This is a genomic window from Cupriavidus sp. 05N39 (genome assembly GCF_056397325.1).
This window is the reverse complement of record NZ_JBFTNE010000267.1, coordinates 1-665: the sequence shown is the minus strand read 5'-3', so window position 1 is coordinate 665 and position 665 is coordinate 1. Positions and strand designations below refer to the sequence as shown.

Sequence of the window (665 nt, the reverse complement as noted above, 5' to 3'; positions counted from 1 at the left end):
GCCTTCTTCCTCACCGTGGCAGGCTTCCTGCTGGCCGTGCTGTTCTACCTGTGGAAGCCGGAACTGGCAGGCAAGGCCCGCAAGACCTTCGCGCCGCTGGTGTCGGTGCTGGAGAACAAGTACGGCTTCGACAAGCTCTGGATCGGCGGTTTCGCCGGTGGCGGCATCAAGCTGGGCAAGGTTTCGCGCGCGATCGACACGAACGTGGTCGATGGTGTGGTGGTCAACGGTTCGGCTCGCCTGATCGATCTGGCGGCCAACCTGCTGCGTCGCACCCAATCCGGTTTCCTCTATCACTACGCCTTCGCGATGATCATCGGCCTGATTGCCCTCCTGGGCGTCCTGATGCATTACCTGCGTTGATGACCTGTACGGAATAAGAAGACGTGTCGAACTGGCCTCTACTCAGTGTTCTCATCTGGCTGCCGATCCTCGGCGGTGCCTTGATCCTTGCCATCCGTGACGCCCAAACCGCCCGCTGGGCGTCGCTGGGCGTAGCGGTGCTGACCTTCGTGGCCAGCCTGTCGCTGCTCAGCGGCTACGACGTGGGGAACGACGCGCTGCAGTTCGTCGAGACCCGCGCCTGGATCCCCGCCTACGACATCGGCTACAACCTGGGCGTGGACGGCATCGCGATCGCGCTGATCCTGCTGACCACGCTGGTC

The 665-nt window shown here is 63.2% G+C and carries 2 pseudogenes; both read left to right on the top strand.

The annotated features are described in order from the left end of the window. Positions 1 to 363, top strand: a pseudogene (locus AC1DN0_RS41220) (NADH-quinone oxidoreductase subunit L); the annotation flags it as partial. 23 nt (positions 364 to 386) lie between these two features. Continuing rightward, positions 387 to 665, top strand: a pseudogene (locus tag AC1DN0_RS41215) (NADH-quinone oxidoreductase subunit M); the annotation flags it as partial.